The organism is Corynebacterium sp. HMSC074C03 (assembly GCF_001838285.1).
In the GTDB taxonomy this organism is placed as follows: Bacteria; Actinomycetota; Actinomycetes; order Mycobacteriales; family Mycobacteriaceae; genus Corynebacterium; species Corynebacterium amycolatum.
The window spans coordinates 320,665-338,097 of the sequence record NZ_KV836254.1; the positions used below are offsets into that span (position 1 = coordinate 320,665).

Below are 17,433 nucleotides of genomic sequence, written 5' to 3' on the forward strand. Positions count from 1 at the left end.
AATTCCTATTCTAGCGTCCAGTCGATAGGGGTAGCTCCCTGACGAATCAGCGACTCATTGGCCCGGCTGAACGGGCGCGACCCGAAGAACCCACGGGATGCCGACAGCGGTGACGGGTGCGGCGAACAGATGCAGTCCACGCCCGGGAGCCAACGCTGCAAACTCTGCGCATCGCGTCCCCACAGAATTGCCACGAGAGGCTTGTCCCGAGCGACCAATGCTTTGATGGCATGCTCCGTGATTGCCTCCCAGCCCTTACCGCGGTGCGAGGCAGCAGCACCCGGGCGCACGGTCAGCACACGGTTGAACAGAGCTACGCCCTGCCTACTCCACGGAGTGAGGTCACCGTTGGAGGGAGTCGGGAGCCCCAGGTCGGAGGAGTATTCCTTAAAAATATTCGCCAACGACCGCGGTACCGGCTTCACATCCGGTTGGACCGAGAAGCTGAGCCCCATCGCGTGCCCCGGGGTCGGATACGGGTCCTGGCCGATGACGAGCACCTTGACCTCATCGAATGGGTAAGTGAAGGCGCGTAGCACATCGGTGCCCGCGGGCAGGTAGCCGTAGCCGGCCGCGTTTTCCTCGCGCAGGAACTGCCCCATCCGGTGGATGTCATCGGCCACTGGCTCCAGCGCCTTCTGCCACCCTTCTTCGACCGGCAACGGATCCATGTCATGCAGCCTTTCTTCTCAAAACCTCGTCGAACTCTTAAAAGGAAACCCAACCGGCATCGCGGGCAGGAGGTTTGCCGTCGATAAGCACCGAATCGAACTTTTCCTTCGACACCGTGCCGATAGCGCGGAACCCCGTCGGAGGCTCCCCCGGTGTCGAACCAATCAGTGTGTGGTCCTCCCCGCCGGTGAGCACCCACTCCCATGGATCGACGTCGAGGTATTCGCCAGCGGCAATCTGCAACTCATCGGGCGCAATCGCACTGCTGTCAACTTCCAAAGTAACCCTGGAGGCCTGCGCAATAGCACGGAGATCCACCACCAGTCCATCGGAATTGTCCGTCAGTGAACGCACGCCTGTGGCTCGCGCCGTGGCACCCCTGCGGTATTCAAATTCGGGCGTACAGTGTGCTGCCACCAGCTGCGCAAACTCACTTGGAACCTTTGCCGGGCTTCCGCAGTGCTGCAGCAGCGCAAGGCCCGCTGCAGAGTAACCGATGCGCCCCGACGCAATCACCGTATCCCCCGCGCGTGCCGCTGAGCGCAGCAGCGGCCGCCCCAGCCCACCGAGTTCGCCGATTGCGGTGATGGAAATCACCAGAGAATCTCCGCTGACCATGTCACCACCGACAAGCTCCGCAGGACATTGCTTGCCTTCCTGCCACAATCCCTCGGCGATACCGGTGACCACACTCACCGGAGTATGCAACGGTGCTGAGATGGCGAAAAGCATTGCCGTTGGACGTGCACCCATCGATTCGATGTCGGCGAAATTCTGTACCGCGGCCTTAGCTCCAACTTGCTGAGGTGTCGACCAGTCCAGGCGGAAGTGGCGCCCTTCCACCAGCATGTCGGTGGAGGTGACAAAGCCGGCGTTGGGGGTTGTCTGCGTCAAGACGGCGGCATCGTCGCCATTGCGTGCCGACGGGGCGATAGCCCGAATGGCCTCAATGACCCCAAACTCGCCAATATCGCCAATGGTCAATTCAGTCACAGTGTCGAGTCACATTCCTAATAGTCGATGGTTAACCGTTAATAACGGAACCCGTCTCGGCATTGCCCCCAACCAATTGGAGTTGGTACCGGACAACGTAGAATCAGGCCCATGGTAGACGCACCCCCATCGGGAGAAACAGTTCAGTCCAAGGGTAGCCGGACACGCGCGGGCATCGCACTCGCTATTGCCATTATCTCTATCCTCGGCATCATTTTTGCCGCAAAGATTTACCAGGATAGTCAGGCAGCGAAGCCAGTCGCGATTTCCAACCCGGAGCTCCCCGCCAATGACTCGCCTGAGTGTGCGGAACTGCTCGACCGACTGCCAGAACGCGCCGCAGGTCTAGTTCGCGCCGAAATTACAGAGCCGGCTCCAGAAGGTGCCGCTGTGTACCGAAACTTGGAGCAAGACCGCATCACGCTGCGCTGTGGCGCGAACGTACCTAGCCAGTACAACGAACTGGCCAAGACCGAAGAGGTCAAGGGCATTTCGTGGCTGCGCGTTGTCGACAGTACCGACGAATCTTTGGCGACTTGGTTCACCGTCGGCCGTGAGCCAGTGGTTGCGATTACCGGCGAAGGAAATGCAAAGGCGGAGGACGCACTGCGTGATCTCGCCGAGGCGCTGCGCCCGGACTCCGAGTACAAGAACAAACCGGAGCGAGGCGGTGTCCCGCTGGCAGAATTGGCAGCTCCGGAAGCCGATAAGCGCTGTAGCGGCTTGGAAGCTGCCCTCCCCCGCGATCTTGGCAACCGTCACCGTCTGAGCGCAGAGGAAATGCCAGCTGACATGCCGAAGGACATGGTCATTTGGGGCGGTACCCCAGCCGATCCGGTGGTGCTGCGCTGTGGTGTCGACGAGCCGGCTGGCTACAGCACCACCACGCAGCAGCTGACACAGGTTGGTGACATTGTCTGGTTCAACGAACCAACGCTGTCCTCCGGTACCTCCGCCACCTGGTACGCCATGGGCCGGGAGCGCTTCGTCGCCGTTGAAATGCCTATGTCGGAGGCCAGCTCGCTGATGCCGGTGCTCTCCTCGGTCATCGCTGACAACCTGGAGAACATCTCGCCGAGCGAAGAGAAGTAAGAACCACCTTTTATCGACGAGCTACCAGAGCCCGCTCAATCAGGGCGCTGAGCAGCTCCTCGTAGGCAACACCTGAGGCCGCAAACATCTGCGGGTACATCGAAATCGGGGTGAAGCCCGGCATGGTGTTGACCTCATTGATAATCGGGCCCTTATCCGTGACAAAGAAGTCCACGCGAGTCAGACCATCAGAGCCCAGTGCCCTGAACGCCCGACGAGCATCCTTCTCCAGCGCCTTCAAAACATCCTCTGGCAGCTCAGCCGGAATCTGCGCCGAAACGATGTCATCCAAGTACTTGGTTTCAAAACCGTAGAAGCCCTCGTCGGAGTCCTCCGTGCCGCGAAGCAAGGACGGAACTGATACCTGCAGGCTGCCGTCAGCGCGCTGCAACACGCCAATCTCCACCTCGGCACCGTCTACGCCGGCCTCTACGATGACCTTCCAGTCATGCTCGCGGGCCAGCTCTACCGCCGCATCCAGATTCGCCCAATCATCGACGCGGGAGATACCAATCGACGATCCGCCACGGGCAGGTTTGACGAACACCGGCAGGCCAAGGGTCTCCTTGTCCTCGTCGGAAAGCGACTCGCCAGCGTGCAAAACGACCTGCTTGCCGATAGGAAGCCCCGCTGCCTGCAGGAGATTCTTCGTGCGCTCCTTATCCATACCCGCCGCGGAAGCGAGCACGCCCGGGCCGACATAAGCAATGCCGGAAAGCTCAAAGAGCCCCTGGATTGTGCCATCCTCGCCGTGCGGACCGTGGAGAACAGGGAAGATGACGTCGACAGTGTCGAAAACCTCGCCGGCGCGATCACCGGTGACGAAGCGAAACTCACCGCGGCGTGACGGCGAGGTGCTCAGCGCAACTTCCTCGCCCGGGATGACCTCCGGCATCGTACGCCCCTGCGTGCGCAGCGTGTCCGTCTCACGCGTGCCGACGGTCCAGACACCATCCTTGGTAATACCAATGGGAACCACTCGGAAGCGGTTCTCATCCAGGTGATCCATAATTGCGCCAGCTGAGACACAGGAGACACTGTGTTCAGGGCTTGCGCCGCCGTAGATAACGGCGACGGAAATGCGATCTGCAGACGAGCTATTCGACGAAGTCATGGTGACTAAGTTTAGCCCCGACCCTGCACTATTGGTTATTCCGACTTGCGGCTGCGCCCCATCAGCTTACGAATTGTCTCATCGACCTTCGCGCCTTCGTGGCAGACAGCGTAAACGGCCTCAGTAATTGGCATTTCCACGCCATTGCGGCGAGCGAGGTCACGGACCGAGATTGAAGAAATCACGCCCTCAGCCACCTGACCACGTGTAGCGTGCTGCGCCTGCTCCATCGTGTCACCGCGGCCGAGACGGTCACCGAAGGTGCGGTTACGCGACAGTGGTGAGGAACAAGTGGCCACCAAGTCGCCGAGGCCCGCCAGACCCGCGAAAGTCTTATCCTCTGCGCCAACCGCGCCGCCCAAACGCGTGATTTCCGCCAGCCCACGGGTGATGATGGTTGCCAACGTGTTCTCGCCCAAGCCCTGACCAGAGGCCATACCGCAGGCCAACGCAATAACGTTCTTGCAGGCACCGCCGATTTCGCAGCCGATGACATCGGTGTTGGTGTACGGGCGGAAGTAATTAGTGGCGACTGCCGCCTGAATCATCTTGGCGTTGTTCTCATCGGCGCAAGCAATGACCGTTGCCGCTGGCTGCTCCATCGCAACTTCGCGGGCGAGGTTCGGGCCCGATAGCACCGCAATACGCTCTGCTGGCAGGCCTGTGACCTCAGCGATGACCTCACTCATGCGCAGATGTGTCTCACGCTCCACACCCTTGGCCAGGCTGAGCAAAATCGTCTCCGGCCCGATGAAGTCCTTCCAGACCTTGAGATTGTCACGCAGGGTCTGCGAGGGCACGCCCAGCACCACCACATCCGCGCCCTTCAGCGCGGCCTCTGCATCCGAGGTGGCTTCAATGTTTCGCGGCAGCCCCAACCCAGGTAAGTAGTCGTGGTTTTCGCGGCTGATCTGAATACGCTGTGCCTGCTCCGCGCGTCGCGACCACAGTCGTACAGGATTGCCCGCATCAGCAAAAACCTTGGCGAGCGTCGTGCCCCACGACCCCGCACCCATCACTGAAACCTGCACCATCGCCGCGACCTTCCTCCGTTAGTCTCTAATCTCCAACAAGTCTAGCGAGACGTTCTCACACTGCGATACTAAACTAGGTCGGCGACAAAGGATTGAAAGGGAATTCACGATGATGCACGAAGAGGACAAGGACCTCAAGGGCGATACCTCCGTGACCGGTCGCCTGCGCCAGATTCCGACGAAGCCAGGTCAGGATGTCACCAAGCCGACCTTTGCGGCCGGCGCGGTTCTGTGGCGAGGCGATGTCCACAACCCTGAAATCTGCGTGATTCACCGTCCTTCCTACGACGACTGGTCGCTGCCGAAGGGAAAGCTCGACGCCGGTGAGAACCTCATTGCCACCGCAGTCCGCGAGATCTGGGAAGAAACAGGCTACCGAGTCCGGTTGGGCAAGCTCGTCGGCAACGTCTCCTACCCTGTCGCTGGACGCACGAAGTTGGTCTGGTACTGGACCGCTGAGGTGCAAGGCGGCGACTTCGAGCAGAACTCCGAGGTCAATGAACTTCGCTGGGTCTCCTGGGACGAAGCCGAGGAGCTGCTGTCCTACGATCTCGACCGCGACGTGCTGGTCAAGGCCCGCAAGCGCATGAACAAGGAACCGGACACCCGTCTCATTCTCGTTCGCCATGGGCGTGCGCACCGCCGCACCAACTGGAACGGCAATGATGCACTGCGGCCGCTGGATAAGAAGGGACGTCGTCAAGCGGAACTGCTCGTCTCTGCATTGGAAGGCTTCCGCCCCGAGCGCGTCTACTCCGCCGAGCCCGTGCGTTGCCAGGACACCGTCGCGCCACTCGCCGCAGAGCTGGGTATGCAGGTCACAGTCGACGAACGGCTTGGCGACGAACACTGGATTGTCAACCAGGTCGAGTCCAAGAAGGCCTTCGAGGACATTGTCGCGCTAGGCGGAGTCAGCGTGGTCTGCTCTCAGGGCATCACCATCCCTGACCTGTTGGCCGCTTGGTCCGCCGAGGGCACCCTGCCCTTCGACGAGGAAATCCTGTGCAAGAAGGGCTCGGCCTGGGTACTCGGCTTCAACGACGGTGTGATGACCACGGCTGATTACTACGCCTCTGCTCTGCCGGTGAAGTAACCCCCCCTACAACCTCGGATCCATCGGCTCCGACTCCAGCGCCAACACGCCGAAGACGGGGACATGGATCCGATGCAGAGGCTCGCCCGCCGCTAGGCGCTCCAGCGACTCGATGCCGAGGGCATATTCGCGCAGCGCCGACGACTGCTTGTGCTGCAAATTTCGCCGCTTCAACCGCTCTTGACGCTGCGGGTGCAGGTAGTCATGCCCATAAATCATGCGCAGATATTCCCGTCCCCGCACTTTCATGCCGGGTTGCACTTGGCGCGCCACCGCCGCGTTTTCCATTGGCTTGACGACGACCCCTTCCCCGCCAGCCTCTGTCAGCTGCAACCACCACTGCGATGCGGCCTCCACCTGTTCCGGGTCACTGGGGTCGAGGACGAAGCAGCGCGTCTGCCGGTAGATCTCACTGTCAGCTGCTACCAGCTGGTTCGCGATATCCAAGTGCCATGAGTGGGGCTTGTGGTGCCAGGTGGCATCCTCACTTGCCAGCACTTGGAAAGGTGCGAACTGAATCTTCTTGTCACTGTCGACATAGCGGCTGTACGCGGCACGGAACTTCTCGAGCTCGTCCAGAATCTGCTGTGGAGCAGGACCACCGACCTCTACTCCCCTGTCGGTTGCCGCCTGCAGCGCTGCCGCGAGGTGTGTCGCTGCACCGATACCAGCGGCAGCGGTGGGTGCATAGATCTCGTCGATAAGCCCTTGGGCCTTGAGATTCCAGGGCAACATTTCGCCGTCGAGCAGGATCCAATTGCCGAATTGGTCAAAAAGCCCGGCGCGAACTGCCGCCTTGGTCATTTCGTCGAGTGCGGGATTCTTACCTTCGAAGAAGGCGCGGCCCGTCCGGGTATATGCGTATGAGCTAGTGCCGAAACGAGTCTTTGTCCCGGGTCGAATCAAGCACAGCACAGCTCGGGAACCCATGTGCTTTTCCTGACAAATGACCTGGTCAGTGTGCGCTGCGTAGTAGCGGAATGCCTCCTCCGGATGTTCCAGGAATCCTTCTCGCTGCGAGGTCGGCGCCGGTGACATTGTCGGTGGCAGGTACGGAATTTTCTCCGGTGCGAGCGTGAAACGGCTGATAGTTTCCAGCGCTGCAGCCGCGCGGTCCCTATCAATGCGGACGCGGCCATGCCGGCCAGTCTGGATACCATCGACGTCTAACACATCAGTGATGCGCAGTTCGGACTCCGGACGGTTGGTGGTGCTGCGGGATGGAGCCTCCCACCATGTCTGCTTTGCATCAACCTGCACGGTCTCTAGCTCGGGATAGCGCAGCGCAGAGAGCTTACCGCCGAATACACAACCGGTGTCGATGCACATGGTGTTATTGATCCAGCGCAGACGGTTCGCTTCCATGTGGCCATAAACAACACGGGCGGCACCGCGGTAGTCCGCTGCCCAATCCAGACGTTCTGGCAGGCCATTTTCATCGAGCTTGCCAGTAGTCGCCCCGTAGAGCGCGAACTCACGGACCTTTCCGGAGGCTCTGCCATGGAGGTGCTCAGGCAGTCCCGCGTGGGCTACGACCAGGGCGCCGTCATCAAGCACGTAGTGCACGGGCAGGTGGTCGATGAATTCACGGACGTCCTTCCGGAACTCCTCACTTTCGTCGGCGAGCTGAGTGAGCGTTTCGGCCAGCCCGTGACCAGTGGTGACGTTGTGGCCGTCGAGGGCGCGCACCAACTTAGAGTCATGGTTTCCGGGCACGCAGAGAGCATTGCCGGCAGCGACCATTCCCATGACCAGTTTCAAGACGGCTGGACTATTGGGGCCGCGATCGACAAGGTCACCAACAAAGATGGCCGTGCGACCATCGGGGTGATGAGCATCGCTTCCATCTGCCGAGAGCTGATAGCCAAGCTTTGCCAGCAGTTCGGTCAACTCATCGAAGCAGCCGTGGACGTCGCCGATGATGTCGAACGGACCGTAGAGGTCGCTGCGGTCGACCTTGAGCGGAACACGTTCAATGGTGACCTCTTCAATTTCCGTCGCGGAATTCAAGATGAAAACGTTGTGAATCTTCTCGCGCCTCAGGTGCTTGAGTCCTCGGCGCAGGTCACGGTGCTGGCGCTCCAACACCTCTACTCCGAAATTGCGGTCAGTGCGCTGCCTGTGCCGCTCCTTCACCTCAGCCAGCGGAAGATTCAAAACGATGGCAGCACTCAGCGCATGGTGGCTGCGCGCCAGCTTCACGAGCCGGGCACGGTCCTGCGGCTTCACATTCGTCGCATCGACCACGGTGAGCAAACCGGCTTCCAGACGCTTGCCGACGATTGTCTCCAGCAGCTCAAAAGCAGGCGCCGTCGCCGCCTGGTTATTCGGATCGTTGGAAACAATACCGCGACAGGTATCCGAGGATACGACTTCAAACGGGCCGAAGTGTCGTGCCGCAAAAGTCGACTTTCCAGCACCGGAGACACCGACCAGCATGACCAAGCTGAGGTTAGGAAGTGAGATGGTACTCATAATTAGCTCTCCTCTGCTGCGGTGAAGTCGTAAGAAAAGACCGCCATTTGGGTCGGTTGGCCGTAAGTTTCGTGCACGTCCCCAATACCGTCAAAGTCCACCAGATAACCGAACTTCTCGGCCACGCCCTTCGCCCACTGGCGAAATTCCACGCGGCTGAACTCGAAGCGGTGATCAAGGTGTCGGAACTGTCCGGGCGCTAGGTTTGGATAGCACGCGTTGTAGTCACTGTTCGGCGTCGTGACGATGACATACTGCGGCCTGGCAAGCCCGAAAACGTTGTTCTCCAGCGCGGGCAGTCGGTCGGCATCAACATGCTCGATGACCTCCATCAGGATTGCCACGTCCATGTTCGCAATGCGCTCATCGGCGTAGGTGACCGAGGATTGGAAAAGCTCTACCCGCGCAGCTTGGCGCTCCGGCATGCGATCTAGGTTCAGCGCCTTGTGCGCCTTACGAAGCTCCCCTACAGAGACATCAGTGCCAACGATCTGCGCGATTCGCGGATTCTCCAGCAACGGCCCGAGCAACACGCCGGAACCACAGCCGATGTCCACCACGCTGCGCGGGCGCAGTCTAAATACCTCACGCAGGACTCGGTCTTGACGCTGTCGATTGAGCGGCTTGGCTGTCTGGTCACCGCTGGCCAGTTCGATTGCACCAGCTTCCCCGGCAAGCTTCACGACGGCTTCGTTGACCAGGCCTTTTTGATCGGCAAGGTAGCGCTTTAGGATTTTCTCCCGCTGCGGGTGCTCCGGCAGCCAGTCCTGGGCGCGCGCGGCCAGCTTGTCGATTTCCCGGTCATCAACCCAATAGTGTTTCCCACCGTCGAGGACGGGAAGCAGAATATACAGGTGATTGAGCAAATCACGAACGGTTGCTCGACCTGTGAGGGTCACCGTCGGTGAGAACTTCTGCCCGGCAATGTTGTTGAAGAAATCGCAGGTGACCTTCCACCCCAATGGCTCAAACAAAGCACGGATTTCTTCCTCGGTGCCGGGTACCGCCGCGACTGTCGCGGTGAGATCGCTTGGGGTTTCGTCGTAAGGCGAAGTCTTTTCCATGACCATCGCCGTGGAGAAGACCGACTTCAACGCCACAGTCAAAAGCGATGACGCGGCCCACTGCCGGTCATTGATATAGCCGGTCAGATTGAACGTATCGGCACGGTACTGCTTGAGTTTCAGCAACTCATCGCGGTCAATATCAACCCAGAGGGCTGCCGTGCATTCGGCATCGGTTGCAGTGGGGAAAAAGACGCGGGCAACTCCGAACTTTAACTCGGCCTTATGCACGCGATCGGGATGCTTTCGCAAAATAAATCCCAAATCGCGTGCCGATTCAACAGGCGAAGATTCACCTAGCCGAGAGTGTTTAGTGAGTGCCAGATACATACGGCAAGTTTAACGCCTACCGCGGATTGGACTAGAGCATTTTTGACCTACATCGTCTTCGGCTTGTGGGCCGGACGACTCTTCTCGTAGGCCACAATGTCCGCTTCGTTGCGCAGGGTCAGAGAGACGTCGTCAAGCCCTTCCATCAGACGCCAGCGAGTGTAGTCATCGACCTCGAACGGGAAGACCTGCTCGCCGGCCTCGACGGTGCGGGTCTCCAGGTTGACGGTGAGCTCCATGCCCGGGTTGGCCTCGAGCAACTTCCACAGCAGCTCGACATCAGACTGCTGCATCTGTGCGGCGAGCAGGCCCGCCTTGCCGGCATTACCGCGGAAGATATCGGCGAAGCGGGATGAGATGACGACGCGGAAGCCGTAGTCCATCAGCGCCCACACGGCGTGCTCACGGGAGGAACCGGTACCGAAGTCCGGCCCTGCTACGAGGATGGAGCCCTTGGCGTACTCGGGGCGGTTAAGCACGAAGTCGGACTCGTTGTTGCGCCAGTTGCTGAACAGGCCATCCTCAAATCCGGTGCGGGTGACGCGCTTTAGGTAGACGGCAGGGATGATCTGGTCGGTGTCGACGTTGGATCGCTGCAGGGGAACGCCGACGCCGGTGTGAGTATCAAACTTTTCCATGGTGAAAGGTCCTTAGAAGTTCTGCTTGGGTCTGTTGTACAAAGATCGGCGGTTAGAGATCAGCCGGTGCTGCGAAGTGACCGGCGACAGCGGTAGCTGCGGCGACGGCAGGGCTGACCAGGTGGGTGCGACCACCCTTGCCCTGGCGGCCTTCGAAGTTGCGGTTGGAGGTCGAAGCGCAACGCTGCCCCGGCGTCAGCTGGTCCGGGTTCATGCCCAGGCACATGGAGCAGCCCGGCATACGCCATTCAGCGCCTGCTTCTTCAAAGATCTTGCCCAGTCCCTCTTCCTCTGCCTGCGCGCGGACCTTCGCGGAGCCCGGCACGATGAGCATCTGAACGCCGTCGGCCACCTTGCGGTTCTTCAGTACATCGGCAACGGCGCGCATGTCCTCGATGCGGCCGTTGGTGCAGGAACCGACGAAGACAACGTCGACCTTGACGTCACGCATCGGGGTGCCCGGCTTCAGATCCATGTACTCCAGTGCACGCTCGGCGGCAATCCGGTCGGAGTCCTCAGCGATGAACTCCGGGTCCGGCACGGTCTCGCCCAGTGGCACGCCCTGGCCCGGGTTGGTGCCCCAGGTAACGAATGGGGTCAGCGCGGAACCGTCGATTTCGACGACCTTGTCGAACTCTGCATCCTCGTCGGTAACCAGGGACTTCCAGTACTCGACAGCCTCGTCCCACTGCTCGCCCTGCGGCGCGTGCGGGCGGCCCTTCAGGTACTCGAAGGTGGTTTCGTCTGGAGCGATCATGCCGGCGCGGGCACCGGCCTCGATGGACATGTTGCAGATGGTCATGCGGGCTTCCATCGACAGCTTCTCGATGGCCTCGCCACGGTACTCGATAACGTGGCCCTGGCCACCACCGGTACCAATCTTGGCGATAATCGCCAGAATCAGGTCCTTGGCGGTAACACCATCCTGCAGCTCGCCGGTGACATTGACCGCCATGGTCTTAAAAGGCTTCAGCGGCAGAGTCTGGGTAGCCAGAACGTGCTCAACCTCGGAAGTACCGATACCAAAGGCCATCGCGCCGAAAGCACCGTGCGTTGCAGTGTGGGAGTCACCACAGACAACGGTGGTGCCCGGTTGAGTCAAGCCCAGCTGCGGACCGACAACGTGCACGATGCCCTGTTCACGGTCGCCCATCGGATGCAGGCGGATGCCGAACTCCTCGGCATTCTTGCGCAATGTGGCAATCTGGGTGCGAGAGGTCGGTTCCTCAATTAAATCGATTTTGCCACCGGCGACCGTGGTCGGAACATTGTGGTCCTCGGTTGCGATGGTCAGATCCGGTCGGCGTACCTTGCGCCCGGCCAGACGAAGGCCATCAAAAGCCTGCGGAGAGGTAACCTCGTGGACGAGATGCAGATCGATATAAATCAGATCTGGTTCGCCGTTTTCGCCTTGCTTGACAACGTGGTCACGCCAGACTTTCTCGGCCAGAGTCTTCGGGCTAGTGTCCGTGGTGCGCATAGTGGGTGAGCCGCCTTCCGGATATATCGCTTTTATCTCAAGGAATGAGATGTTAATATCATGGCATGGGACAGATTAGCACATCCGAGACGCCAGCTCTAAGCGGCATTAAAGTTCTCGATCGTTCGGTACTCATTCTCAAATCCGTTGCAGAAACTCCTCGCACCCTCGCCGAGCTCTGCGAGGACACCGGGCTGCCCCGCGCCACCGCTCACCGCCTGGCCACAGCACTGGAGGTGCACCGCCTTGTCACCCGCACTCCGGACGGCCGCTGGACGACGGGCCCCGGGCTCACCGAGATCACGCCTGTCACCACTGACCTGCTTGCCGACGCCGCAGCGCACATCCTGCCGAAGCTGGTAGAGGTCACCGGCGAGTCAGTGCAGCTCTACCGGCTCACCGGCGACACCCGCACCTGTATTGCCTCCATGGAGCCCGCCACCGGGCTGCGTAACACCGTGCCAGTTGGCTCTCGCATGCCGCTAACCGCCGGCTCCGCCGCACGTGTTCTCCTGACCTTTGGCCCGGCCAACCTCGCTGAGCGAATGCTTCCCGACGCCGACTTCAACCAACAGGACCTCGACGACTGCCGACGTCTCGGCTGGTCCGAGTCCATGGGTGAGCGCGATCCCGCACTTGCCTCCGTCTCCGCCCCGGTTTTCGACGGAAACCAGCGCATGATTGCAGTCCTATCCGTCTCCGGCCCCGTGGAGCGCATGACTCCGTCGCCCTACGAATGCTGGGGCACAAACGTTCTTTCCGCTGCCGAGGAGATGAGCTCCCGACTGTAATGCCCGCTTACCGTCACCTTGTCCTACTTCTGTCCATGTTCGCGGCGGTCGGCTCGTCCGTCGTTCACATGGGTGTGCCTTTTCTCATCCCATCCCTACAGGAAAACGGCTTAAGCCTCTCCGCCGCCGGCCTCGTCGCAGCAATGCCGGCGGCCGGTATTGTCTTCACGCTCATCGCCTGGGGCTGGTTTGTCGACCGCTATGGCGAACGCGCAGCTCTGTTCGCCGGCCTGACCTCTACTGCCTTGACGACGGGGCTTGCGGCGCTAGCTTCGTCGTCAAGCCCGGCCCTGCTCGGGGCCACGCTCTTTCTCGCCGGGTGTGCGGCGGCGAGCGTGAATTCGGCATCCGGCCGCGTGGTGTCGGGCTGGTACCCACCGCATCAGCGCGGCACTGCGATGGGCATTCGCCAAATGGCTCAGCCCCTCGGCGCTGCACTATCAGCGGTAACCCTGCACCCTCTCGCGCAGAATTACAGCATCGGAGTCGCACTCGCGATGCCCGCGATCCTGTGCGCCGTGCTGGCGTTGCTTGTACTGATAGGCGTGAAGAATCCCCCTCGCCCTGATGCCTCGAACCCCACCGTCACGGCCAGCCCTTATCGCGACGGCACATACCTCGCGCGCATCCACATCGCCTCGGCGCTGCTGTCCTGGCCGCAGTCGATGATGGGTGCCTACATTCTGGTGTGGTTGCTGTCTGTGGGGTACTCCGATGGCACGGCGGGCACAATTGTGATGGTCTCGCAGCTGCTCGGTGCCGGATCGCGAGCACTGATGGGTGTGGTCTCCGACCGAGTGCGATCCCGCATCCGCCCCTACCGCTGGGTCTCGGGTGCTACCTTTGTTTTGGCTGTCGCAATGATGATTGCCAGCTGGGCTGATTGGCGCACGCTTGGAACTTTGCTGGTCTGCGCACTGGCCGTTGCTGTGGTCAGCCCGAATGGTCTTGCCTTCACCGCAGTTGCTGAATACGCAGGCCCCTTCTGGTCCGGACGCGCTATGGGTACGCAGAACACGTTCCAGAACATTATCTACGCTGCAACGCCTCCGGTTTCGGGTGCCATTGTGGCCGCTGCGGGCTTCCCCGCGCTGTTTGCCGTCACGGCCCTGTTCCCCGCCGCCGCGCTGGGTATTGCGCCACGAGAAGACCAGAACCGCAACGGGAGGGTGCGGGTCGAGCTTGACTAGCTAGCTCCGCGCCCACCAAACAAATCGAGCCACGCACGCGCACCAGTGCACAGCCAGCAAACACAGCAGCCCAGCGCTGGCCGCGTATAGCCACTGCACGCCGGTAGTGTCACCCAGGCTGTGCGTACCAAGACTCAGAGTGCCCACGGGGAAGGTTGCACCCCACCAACCAGGGCTGTATCCGGCCCAACTGATTACGGCGCGGGTGAATCGTCGTAAAGCAATGGCAGCGAGGAAGACACCGACGATGAGCACAGCGGTGCCGTAAGCGACAGCGAAGGTTCGGTTGAAAAGCAGCTGCACAGCGGCCGTGGACTGACCGACCAGCCCGAGCGGAATCCAGGCAGTACCGGCGATGGAATCGGGGATGCGCATGGTGCCAGAGAACAGCGCGACGTAGCAGCGTCCGAAAACCGGCAGAACCGTAATCAGCACCATCCAAAAGAGTATTTGTGCGCAGACGTGATAGAACGTGCCGTAGTCAACGCTCAGCTGCGCGCCACTTGTCGCCGCCACCATCGGGGCGACTAGCGCGAGGCCCCACTGAAAAGTTGGTTCGCCTTCGAATCCTCGCAGTTGGCGAAGGCTGACGTAGATTGCCAGCGGCGCACCGATCCACCAGGACGCCAGCTGCCACGATGAGTTACTAGCTAGCGCAGTCGCAGCACTACCGAGAGCCATGATGCCCATCGAGAGCATGCCCCACGGCGCCATCAGCTTCGAGTGGAAAGGCGGGTTTCGAAGACGCAACCAGCCGACCACCATAAAACCGAGAATGCCCACCGCCATGACTAGAAGAAGCTCCGGAATCACCGGCACCTCATGGATGTGCGCAAGTGTGGCGAAGATGGACGTACCCATCAGAGATCCTGCCCACGCGGGCCCGGCGGGTGCCAGCACATCACGGGGAGAAGAGTTGGTCATGCTCATACCGTATTTGTTCTTGCCACAGCTACAGCTATCACCAAACTCTGTGAGGGGTACCATATGTGCATGTACCCCTCCGCTGTGGCCGAACTCGAAGCACTTCTCACCGCCGCCCGTGCAGGCTCAATCTCCAAGGCCGCGCGTGAGCTAGGCATCAATCAGCAGACCATGTCCGCACGCATCGCGCGGGCGGAAAAAGCGCTGGGAATCACCGTCTTCGAACGCTCCCCCTACGGCGTATCTCCCACGGAAAACGGGCAAGTGCTTATCGACGCACTCCCAGACCTCCTCGCCGCCTGCCAAAGGTTTTCGGGCATTGCCGCCAGCTTGCGTTCCGACGATGTTCCCCGCCACCTCACCCTTGCGGTGTCCAATACTGTCGCTGAGCTCTACTACCCCGGCTGGGCCGCCGAGTTCCACCGGCAACATCCCGCAGTCAAACTGTCGATGGTGCAGGCAAACTCCCGTGAGGTGCGACAACTAGTGGCCAACAGTGCGGTGGACTTCGGCCTGGTAGAGGGCGAGGCTGGTCGACACGACCTCGAAGAGCGGATCATCGGCACCGATGAGCTGGTCCTCGCCGTGCCGACGGGGCATCCGTGGACTGAGCGGGCCGAGATATTCATCGAGGAACTGCGCACTACCCCGCTGGTTATTCGCGAACCCGGTTCCGGCAGTAGAAAGGTCGTCGAAGATACACTGGGGGATCTCGCCGAACCCGCGGGAGAATTTGGTTCCCTTTCGGCACAGCGTGCTGGCATGATTGCGCTGGCAGCGCCAACAATCATCGCCCGCGGCGCAATTCGCGATCAGGTAACGCTCGGGCGCATCGTCATCGTCCCCACCCGCACCCGTTTTACTCGCAATCTCAGCGTAGTTATGCGTCGCGGCAGTGAAGCTAGTGGGGACATTTCGGAATTTATCCGCATTGCAAGTCCTATACTTAGCAAGCATGAGCAATCCCAATGATGAACTCTTTTCCTCTGACCGCTATGATGCCGGCATCCAAATTCGCCGCGAGGTGATGGGCGACGAATTCGTCGATGCCGCCCTCTCTCGCAACGCCGGCTCCGACGGAGAGACCCTGCAAAAGCACATCACGGCCACCGTCTGGGGCTCCGTCTGGAGCCGTGAAGGACTGGCCAAGCGTGATCGCTCCCTGCTCAACATTGGAATGCTCGTCGCTCTGCGCGCCACCGAAGAATTGCGCGGCCACATCAAGGGTGCCCTCGCCAACGGCCTGACCCGCACCGAGATCACCGAAGCCATCGTCCACGCTTCCGGCTACTGCGGCGCACCGGCCGCACTGTCCGCGATGAAGGTCGCGCAGGAAGTGCTCGTTGCTGAGCTCGGACCGCTTGACGACGATTGGTAGGTAGCCCACGGGCTCGCAGGCCCCGGTCGCCGCGTAAGCACATCAGTGATGCGGCGCAGCAGCCACGACAGTGGCAAAGTGATGACAGTGGTAACGATTGCCACTGCCAGCATCGAGCCCTGGAAGGTCTGATAACCCATCGTCTTCATCACCCAGTCCATGACCAACACGTGGACGAGGAAGAACTCGTAGGAAACTTCGCCCAGCCAGATCATGGCTGGATGACGAAGCCACCTTACCTCCGTACCCAGCGCAATCGGGGCCACGAATGCACCAGCAGATAGGCCGTACAATGTGGTCTTCCACAACGCCTGATCGACATCATCCGGCACCAAGGTTGCTGGCCCCACATGCGTGGTCGTGGATAGGAAAAACAGCGCTAGCGCTATCAGCCAACTTACAGCCAAATTAACGCGCCAGCCAACCTTTCGCCCATAGGCCAGCAGCATGCCGATGGCGAACCAGTCGAAATACGCCATCGGCCACAGCCGTGACACTACTGGCAGTAGGTTTTCCTGGTGCGACAGCACAGTCCAGATCGGACCGATAAGACCAAAACCAATAATGATGGCCAGCGTTGGGCCAGGTCGCAGGCGCCCCTTTGTAATCGTCCAGATGCCAAGTCCCACCAGTGGCAGCACCAGGTAGAAGCCAACCTCCACCACCATCGACCACATCTGCGGCAAGCCCGGGTGAATCCAACCGAATTGGAGAGTCTGAGTAAAAGACATCGACCGCAGCCAGCCCTGCAGACCGCCACCGGCCGGTGGCGGGTCGTCTGCGGCGTGGATGAGGAATGCCGCAGTGACCACAATCCAATAGGCCGGCAGGACTCTCTTTGCACGACTGATGAAGTATTTCCTCAGGCTAGGTGGTTTCGCGGGGACGTCGTCAGGCGAACCGAGCCAACGTCCTGTAAGCAGAAACGCGCTGAGCACAAAGAAGATGGTGACACCAATTTCGAATCGACCGTTGAGACGCCCCCACCAATCGTCCGTGTAATGTCCAGTCCAGAACGCTGCATGCGTGAGCAGGACGCCGAATGCGCCGATTGCACGGATACTGGTTAGCTCCGGTACATAGGTGGACTTGGCCGAATTCATGCCATTATTTTATGACTGCAAACTACTTGCGGGTTAAGTAAAGAAAAGTGTGTCCGCATGCC

The 17,433-nt window shown here is 60.5% G+C and carries 16 protein-coding genes; 6 read left to right on the top strand and 10 right to left on the bottom strand.

The genetic code is table 11. The annotated features are described in order from the left end of the window. Positions 1 to 5: 5 nt before the first annotated feature. Positions 6 to 671, bottom strand: coding sequence for a uracil-DNA glycosylase (locus tag HMPREF2847_RS10525; RefSeq protein WP_070852362.1), 666 nt, complete (start codon positions 669 to 671; stop codon positions 6 to 8). A 37-nt stretch (positions 672 to 708) separates the two neighbouring features. Continuing rightward, on the bottom strand, positions 709 to 1,665 hold the full coding sequence (locus HMPREF2847_RS10530; protein WP_070852363.1) for a thiamine-phosphate kinase: 957 nt from the start codon (positions 1,663 to 1,665) through the stop codon (positions 709 to 711). 111 nt (positions 1,666 to 1,776) lie between these two features. On the opposite strand from HMPREF2847_RS10530, the gene HMPREF2847_RS10535 reads away from it, so the two are divergent. Continuing rightward, on the top strand, positions 1,777 to 2,757 hold the full coding sequence (locus HMPREF2847_RS10535) for a DUF3515 domain-containing protein (RefSeq protein ID WP_070852364.1): 981 nt from the start codon (positions 1,777 to 1,779) through the stop codon (positions 2,755 to 2,757). A 10-nt stretch (positions 2,758 to 2,767) separates the two neighbouring features. On the opposite strand, the gene HMPREF2847_RS10540 is transcribed toward HMPREF2847_RS10535, so the two are convergent. Beyond that, the gene (locus HMPREF2847_RS10540) at positions 2,768 to 3,871 is read right to left on the bottom strand and encodes a D-alanine--D-alanine ligase family protein (RefSeq protein ID WP_070852365.1); all 1,104 of its coding nucleotides are present in this window, start codon (positions 3,869 to 3,871) and stop codon (positions 2,768 to 2,770) included. A 35-nt stretch (positions 3,872 to 3,906) separates the two neighbouring features. Further along, complete coding sequence (locus tag HMPREF2847_RS10545; RefSeq protein ID WP_070852366.1) at positions 3,907 to 4,905, bottom strand: NAD(P)H-dependent glycerol-3-phosphate dehydrogenase; 999 nt, start codon at positions 4,903 to 4,905, stop codon at positions 3,907 to 3,909. A 112-nt stretch (positions 4,906 to 5,017) separates the two neighbouring features. On the opposite strand from HMPREF2847_RS10545, the gene HMPREF2847_RS10550 reads away from it, so the two are divergent. Next, positions 5,018 to 5,998: an NUDIX hydrolase gene (locus HMPREF2847_RS10550; RefSeq protein WP_187401068.1), complete on the top strand. Its 981-nt coding sequence runs from the start codon at positions 5,018 to 5,020 to the stop codon at positions 5,996 to 5,998. A 6-nt stretch (positions 5,999 to 6,004) separates the two neighbouring features. On the opposite strand, the gene HMPREF2847_RS10555 is transcribed toward HMPREF2847_RS10550, so the two are convergent. From HMPREF2847_RS10555 to leuC, 4 genes are read right to left on the bottom strand one after another with little or no spacing between them, the layout of a single operon-like run. Beyond that, positions 6,005 to 8,473, bottom strand: coding sequence for a polynucleotide kinase-phosphatase (locus HMPREF2847_RS10555; RefSeq protein ID WP_070852368.1), 2,469 nt, complete (start codon positions 8,471 to 8,473; stop codon positions 6,005 to 6,007). Positions 8,474 to 8,475: 2 nt separating this feature from the next. Then, entirely contained in the window at positions 8,476 to 9,867 is a 1,392-nt protein-coding gene (locus tag HMPREF2847_RS10560; RefSeq protein ID WP_070852369.1) for a 3' terminal RNA ribose 2'-O-methyltransferase Hen1, read from the bottom strand. Between the two features lie 47 nt (positions 9,868 to 9,914). Next, positions 9,915 to 10,505: a 3-isopropylmalate dehydratase small subunit gene (leuD, locus tag HMPREF2847_RS10565; protein ID WP_038628602.1), complete on the bottom strand. Its 591-nt coding sequence runs from the start codon at positions 10,503 to 10,505 to the stop codon at positions 9,915 to 9,917. A 52-nt stretch (positions 10,506 to 10,557) separates the two neighbouring features. Beyond that, positions 10,558 to 11,985 carry a 3-isopropylmalate dehydratase large subunit gene (leuC, locus tag HMPREF2847_RS10570; protein WP_070852370.1) on the bottom strand — a complete coding sequence of 476 codons (1,428 nt, stop codon included), beginning with the start codon at positions 11,983 to 11,985 and terminating at the stop codon, positions 10,558 to 10,560. Between the two features lie 65 nt (positions 11,986 to 12,050). Between leuC and HMPREF2847_RS10575 the strand changes: the two genes are divergently transcribed. Then, positions 12,051 to 12,776 (top strand): IclR family transcriptional regulator, encoded by a 726-nt coding sequence (locus HMPREF2847_RS10575; protein ID WP_070852372.1) that lies wholly within the window; start codon positions 12,051 to 12,053, stop codon positions 12,774 to 12,776. After that, on the top strand, positions 12,776 to 13,966 hold the full coding sequence (locus tag HMPREF2847_RS10580; protein ID WP_070852373.1) for an MFS transporter: 1,191 nt from the start codon (positions 12,776 to 12,778) through the stop codon (positions 13,964 to 13,966). The genes HMPREF2847_RS10575 and HMPREF2847_RS10580 overlap by 1 nt, the downstream gene beginning before the upstream one ends. On the opposite strand, the gene HMPREF2847_RS10585 is transcribed toward HMPREF2847_RS10580, so the two are convergent. Next, positions 13,967 to 14,890 carry a TDT family transporter gene (locus tag HMPREF2847_RS10585; protein WP_070852413.1) on the bottom strand — a complete coding sequence of 308 codons (924 nt, stop codon included), beginning with the start codon at positions 14,888 to 14,890 and terminating at the stop codon, positions 13,967 to 13,969. A 69-nt stretch (positions 14,891 to 14,959) separates the two neighbouring features. Between HMPREF2847_RS10585 and HMPREF2847_RS10590 the strand changes: the two genes are divergently transcribed. Both HMPREF2847_RS10590 and HMPREF2847_RS10595 read left to right on the top strand, forming a co-directional pair. After that, positions 14,960 to 15,862, top strand: coding sequence for a LysR family transcriptional regulator (locus tag HMPREF2847_RS10590; protein WP_070852374.1), 903 nt, complete (start codon positions 14,960 to 14,962; stop codon positions 15,860 to 15,862). After that, positions 15,846 to 16,268 carry a carboxymuconolactone decarboxylase family protein gene (locus HMPREF2847_RS10595; RefSeq protein WP_070852376.1) on the top strand — a complete coding sequence of 141 codons (423 nt, stop codon included), beginning with the start codon at positions 15,846 to 15,848 and terminating at the stop codon, positions 16,266 to 16,268. Before HMPREF2847_RS10590 ends, HMPREF2847_RS10595 begins: the two co-directional genes overlap by 17 nt. Here the strand turns inward: HMPREF2847_RS10595 and HMPREF2847_RS10600 are convergent. Beyond that, positions 16,178 to 17,371, bottom strand: a complete 1,194-nt coding sequence (locus tag HMPREF2847_RS10600) for an acyltransferase family protein (protein WP_246822008.1) — start codon at positions 17,369 to 17,371, stop codon at positions 16,178 to 16,180. The genes HMPREF2847_RS10595 and HMPREF2847_RS10600 overlap by 91 nt on opposite strands. Positions 17,372 to 17,433 lie beyond the last annotated feature (62 nt).

What these genes read in the sequence shown, in the direction of transcription:
- leuC (WP_070852370.1), bottom strand. Translation starts at nt 11,985, where the DNA reads ATGCGCACCACGGACACTAGCCCGAAGACTCTGGCCGAGAAAGTCTGG.
- HMPREF2847_RS10545 (WP_070852366.1), bottom strand. Translation starts at nt 4,905, where the DNA reads ATGGTGCAGGTTTCAGTGATGGGTGCGGGGTCGTGGGGCACGACGCTC.
- HMPREF2847_RS10590 (WP_070852374.1), top strand. Translation starts at nt 14,960, where the DNA reads ATGTACCCCTCCGCTGTGGCCGAACTCGAAGCACTTCTCACCGCCGCC.
- HMPREF2847_RS10580 (WP_070852373.1), top strand. Translation starts at nt 12,776, where the DNA reads ATGCCCGCTTACCGTCACCTTGTCCTACTTCTGTCCATGTTCGCGGCG.
- HMPREF2847_RS10595 (WP_070852376.1), top strand. Translation starts at nt 15,846, where the DNA reads ATGAGCAATCCCAATGATGAACTCTTTTCCTCTGACCGCTATGATGCC.
- HMPREF2847_RS10535 (WP_070852364.1), top strand. Translation starts at nt 1,777, where the DNA reads ATGGTAGACGCACCCCCATCGGGAGAAACAGTTCAGTCCAAGGGTAGC.
- HMPREF2847_RS10555 (WP_070852368.1), bottom strand. Translation starts at nt 8,473, where the DNA reads ATGAGTACCATCTCACTTCCTAACCTCAGCTTGGTCATGCTGGTCGGT.
- HMPREF2847_RS10600 (WP_246822008.1), bottom strand. Translation starts at nt 17,371, where the DNA reads ATGAATTCGGCCAAGTCCACCTATGTACCGGAGCTAACCAGTATCCGT.
- HMPREF2847_RS10585 (WP_070852413.1), bottom strand. Translation starts at nt 14,890, where the DNA reads ATGACCAACTCTTCTCCCCGTGATGTGCTGGCACCCGCCGGGCCCGCG.
- leuD (WP_038628602.1), bottom strand. Translation starts at nt 10,505, where the DNA reads ATGGAAAAGTTTGATACTCACACCGGCGTCGGCGTTCCCCTGCAGCGA.
- HMPREF2847_RS10560 (WP_070852369.1), bottom strand. Translation starts at nt 9,867, where the DNA reads ATGTATCTGGCACTCACTAAACACTCTCGGCTAGGTGAATCTTCGCCT.
- HMPREF2847_RS10550 (WP_187401068.1), top strand. Translation starts at nt 5,018, where the DNA reads ATGCACGAAGAGGACAAGGACCTCAAGGGCGATACCTCCGTGACCGGT.
- HMPREF2847_RS10575 (WP_070852372.1), top strand. Translation starts at nt 12,051, where the DNA reads ATGGGACAGATTAGCACATCCGAGACGCCAGCTCTAAGCGGCATTAAA.
- HMPREF2847_RS10540 (WP_070852365.1), bottom strand. Translation starts at nt 3,871, where the DNA reads ATGACTTCGTCGAATAGCTCGTCTGCAGATCGCATTTCCGTCGCCGTT.
- HMPREF2847_RS10525 (WP_070852362.1), bottom strand. Translation starts at nt 671, where the DNA reads ATGGATCCGTTGCCGGTCGAAGAAGGGTGGCAGAAGGCGCTGGAGCCA.